We start from the raw sequence: 4,542 nt of genomic DNA on the forward strand, positions 1-4,542 counted from the left end.
GCCATCTCGATTTTGAATAAGGTTTTTCCCGAATACAAATTTCCCCGGGCAGACACCTTTTATGTGAATCTCCAGGTCGGTGATTCGCTGGCCAAAAGCAAACCGGACAGCAATCGGGCGTTTATTTTTAAGACGCGCGAGTATCCCACCCGATTTATGATCTCCACACTGGCTCTTCATATGCCGCGGGATTCAATCCAATCCATTTCCCTTGTCGGAGAGTTCAACAACTGGAAGGTGGGGAAAACTCTTCTGGTTGACCCGGACAGTAATGGAATTTACGAAACGGACATCAATCTGCCTCCAGGCGAGTATGAATACAAATTTGTGATCAATGGAAAAAAATGGATCCCCGATCCCATGAATCCCCGCCAGATTCCGGATGGCTGGAACGGATTTAATTCCCTTCGAACGGTGCAAAAGCCTCCCCTCCCGGAGATTCGCTGGACGGCAAGGGTTCAGGGAGATTCCATTTTTCTGGATGCGTCTGATTCCTACGATCCCATGGGGCGGCCCCTAAAAATTGCCTGGATTGCAGACCGGCACAATCCGGAAAAACTGGGGCTTTCGCAAACCCTCCAAACCGGCTTTCGGGAACCCGCGACAAACGGGGCCTATTTTATCGATTTGGTTCTTTCCGCCGATGACCGAACGGCAAAGCCTCAAATTATTTTATTCAAAAAAACTGAAACCGGAACCCGGCTCCTGAATTTTCAGGCTCCGCCAGCCTGGGGACAGGATGCCATTATTTATGAAGTGTATGTCCGCAATTTCTCAAAATCACGAGATCTGCGAGGCGTCCAAAAAAGATTAAAATATTTTACCCGCCTGGGTGTGAACACCATTTGGCTGATGCCCATTTTTGAGAGTCCAAGCGATCACGGCTACAATCCCACTAATTTTCGCAAGGTACGCGCGGACTATGGAACGAATCAGGATCTGGAGAATCTCATTACGGAGGCTCACAAACGGGGCATTCGGGTCATGTTGGATTTTATCGCCAACCATACCAGTGATCAGCATCCCTATTTTAAAACGGCCTACTGGAATGAGCATTCGATTTTTAGAAACTGGTTTTTGTGGACAGGCCGCTATTCTTACGAGTATTACAACGACTGGGATGCTTTTCCGAATCTAAACTATGGCAATCCGAATGTCTGGCATTTTATGCTTGAAAATGCCCTTTTCTGGCAGAAAATGGGCGTGGACGGTTACCGCTGTGATGTGGCCTGGGGAGTTCCCCACACATTCTGGAAGGCCTTTCGCCGAACCCTTAAAAGCCGGAACCCGGATTTCCTCCTTTTAAATGAGGTGTTACCCCGCTCACCGGCCTACCACGACGAGGAATTCGACATGTCGTATGACACCGATTTTTACGGAAATTTACTGGATGTTTTGAACGGGAAAAAACCCCTTCTGGCGATCGACGAAGGCTTTAAAAAAACACTCATGAATTATCCGCCGGGCACATTGAGCCTCCGCTACCTGGAAAATCACGATATGGAACGCTTTATTCGTCAATTCGGTGCAAAGCGAACGCAATTGGCTGCGGTTTTGCTGTTCACCATTCCCGGAACGCCTCTGCTCTATTATGGCCAGGAATTTGGTTCAGCCGAGCAATATCCCATTTTGAGCAAAACAGACGAATTTTCGCCCTGGTTTCGCTTTTACCGGAAGTTGATCCACCTGCGGGCTGAAAATGCGGCCTTCACCCGCGGAGAGATGGATAAAGTCCAGACGGATTTACCGGACAAGGTTTACGCCTATTTGCGCCAGAAGAATGAGACCCAGTTTCTGGTGGTTTTGAATTTTGATTCGGCGCCACAAAAGGTAACGCTTCTTTTTGGAAATGAGCAATTGCTGAGTCCGCAGCCGGAACGCGCGGAATGGGAAAGGATTTTTCCCCGGAATTCTCTTAAATTACCCTACAAAGCTGCAGTAAAGGTAACTCTCCAGGCTTACGGATTTGCCGTTTTCAGACTAAAAATCAGCAAATAGCTCCCCCTCTATTTAAAAGACAAGCTGTCCAATCTTAACAAGCCGACCGGCATCTTTTGAGGATGTCACATCCAAAATGATGGATTACTCTTCCCAAATTCCAAGAAATAACCCGTTAAGAAAATTCAAAAAGTGGTCGAAATTCAAAAAGGGTTAGCCGTTTTGAAGATGCACCTGAAGGGATTTTATAAACAGCATGATAAGAGACGAAACACTATTTCATTCACCGCTGCCGGACTCTGAGGAATTAAAGACCGCGGAAGAGCTTCTTCCTGAGGAGCTGTCGGATGATGATTTTGTCGATTTTGATTTTCTGAAAAATCAGGTTCCGGAAGAAAGTGCTCTCCCGCAGGATCCGGAAGAACGGGACGAAACCGGTCAAAAGGGCGATTTGATTGACGATATTTTGCATGCCTCAGACAAAACATTCAGGAATTCGGCACCGGATTTTGAATTCCTCCAGAATAAATGGTCTGAAAATCCTTTGGAATTAGAGGATTCAGCAGGGGGGCAATCGTCTGATGACCTGTCGGACCTGCTTTTATCAGAAGGCCTGCCTGAATCTGCCGAGCAATTTTTGCCCCGGGAAACAGCCGAAGAATCAAAATCGGTGGTTCCCTCCCAGGAGCATTTGGATGAAAGTGAAAAGTCCCCTCCGCTGTTTTCTTCTGAGATTTCTCCGGACCTGCTAAAACGCCTTCAAAGCGACTCCAAAGAAACCGATGGCCAGGCGGGCAAACCGGCTTCCTCCGAATCCGGGCATCAGATAACGGACCCGTTGGAACTCAAAATGCGTGCGGCTGCCCGGGGGGAATCTGCCCCGTGGGATTTTGTATCCGGCAGTTTTTCCCGCAAGTGGTCCTTGGGGTCTCTTGTGGAAACAGGGCTTTACCTCGGGCTGGACATTGGACAGGGGGTAACAAAATATGTTCTGGTGAAAAAGAAGGGACACGAAAAAGTGGTCCGCGCCTTCGGGATTCTGGATAATCCCAGGGGAATTGATCTGAAAACGCGGGTTCACCAGGTTTTGGACCATCTGGAAAAGCAAGGGCTCTTGGATCGGTCGAAAATCAATCTTGCCATTTACGGCCCGGATGTGGGTATTCACCGGATAAGCCTTCCCCCGCTTAAGAAAAAGGAATTATCCGAAGCTACGGAGTGGTCGCTAAAGAAAAAATTTGATTTTCAGAATCAGGAAATTATCAACGATTTTCTGGTTCTGGGAAAGAAAAAAATAAAGGGGGTCGAGCATAACGACATCCTTGCAGGCATGGTTCCCACGTCACTTGTTGAAGAAAAAATAGAACCGTTTCTCGAGAAAAAGATCACGCCCTGGCATCTTCGTCCTTTACCATCTGTGCTGTGGTCGCTTTATCATGCGGCGCATATTCAGGACGAAGGTTCGTGTGTGGCCATGGTTGATATCGGTGCCAGGAAAACGTTGATTACCTTTATCCGGGAAGGGGCTATTGAATTTGCCCGTGAAATTCCTTCCGGAGGCGATGATATTACGGAAGGGATGACCGCCACGATCTTTCATGAGGGGCAGGCTTTCCAATTATCCTGGGAAGAGGCCGAAGGGGTGAAACGCACGTTCGGGTTTCCACTTAGCGGCGATAGAAATACAAGCATTCGCAATGTTCCGCTGGTTGAAATTGGTGCGTTGATGCGCCCGCATCTGGAACGGCTTACCAGCGAAATTCAGCGCTCTATTGACTATTATCGGGAAAACTTTTCGGTGAATAAAATTGACCGCGTGTATTTACTGGGGGGAACAGCGGGTTTACAAAATCTGGTGGAATTTCTCAAAATGGAAATTGATGAGGAAATTGAATTGTTTCAATTTTCCACGCATTTTCCTCTCAACCTTCCGTCGAATGAGGCCAAAACATTTCATAACCGATTTCTGGAACTGGCCGTTGCTCTGGGGCTGGCCATCGACACCGGAAGATCCTTAAATCTGCTTCCCGAACCTTTACGAAAAGTGGAAACGATTAAACTCCAACGAAGGCTTTTCTTTTATCTTTCGTTTTTGACCATTATTACCATAGTGTTTCTCTCAGGAACCAGTTTTTTAAGGGTTTCCAGTCTTAAGAATCAATTCCGGCAAATGCAGCTGGAATACAAGAAAATTCAACCCAAAAAACGGCACTACGACGCCTTGTTGACCAGAAGGAAATTTCTTCTGTCCAAAAAGCAAATCTACCAGAGTGAGTTGATTCTGGATAATCCCTTGCCGAACATTCTAAAACTGGTTTCACAAATGATGCCTCCCGAGATGGCTTTAACGGGGATGTCGGTTACGCGGGAAGAGATTGCTCCGAAAAAAAACCAAAAGGGCACCCGGCAAAAAACCAGCACCAGGGCGGGAAATAAGGCCACCAAAGGAAAGAAGAAAGCACCGGCGGAAAGGGCCTCATTTTTACGGTTGAAGGGCGTTCGTTATCATCCCCGTCCCGATGAGGGAATTCGCATTGCCAATTTTATGCTGCGTCTGCGGGATTCCGGCTATTTTCAAAGCGTGATGCTGCTTAATCAATCCCT

At 47.4% G+C, this 4,542-nt stretch carries 2 protein-coding genes; both read left to right on the top strand.

The window, feature by feature from the left end:
- Positions 1-1,998 (top strand): DUF3459 domain-containing protein (locus GXO76_06515; protein ID NOY77508.1); only part of this gene is annotated, 1,998 nt, incomplete at its 5' end.
- Between the two features lie 196 nt (positions 1,999-2,194).
- Positions 2,195-4,542: pilus assembly protein PilM (locus GXO76_06520; protein ID NOY77509.1), on the top strand; the 2,348-nt coding region annotated here is incomplete at its 3' end.

The sequence above is a fragment of the Calditrichota bacterium genome, assembly GCA_013151735.1.
GTDB lineage: Bacteria > Zhuqueibacterota > JdFR-76 > JdFR-76 > BMS3Abin05 > BMS3Abin05.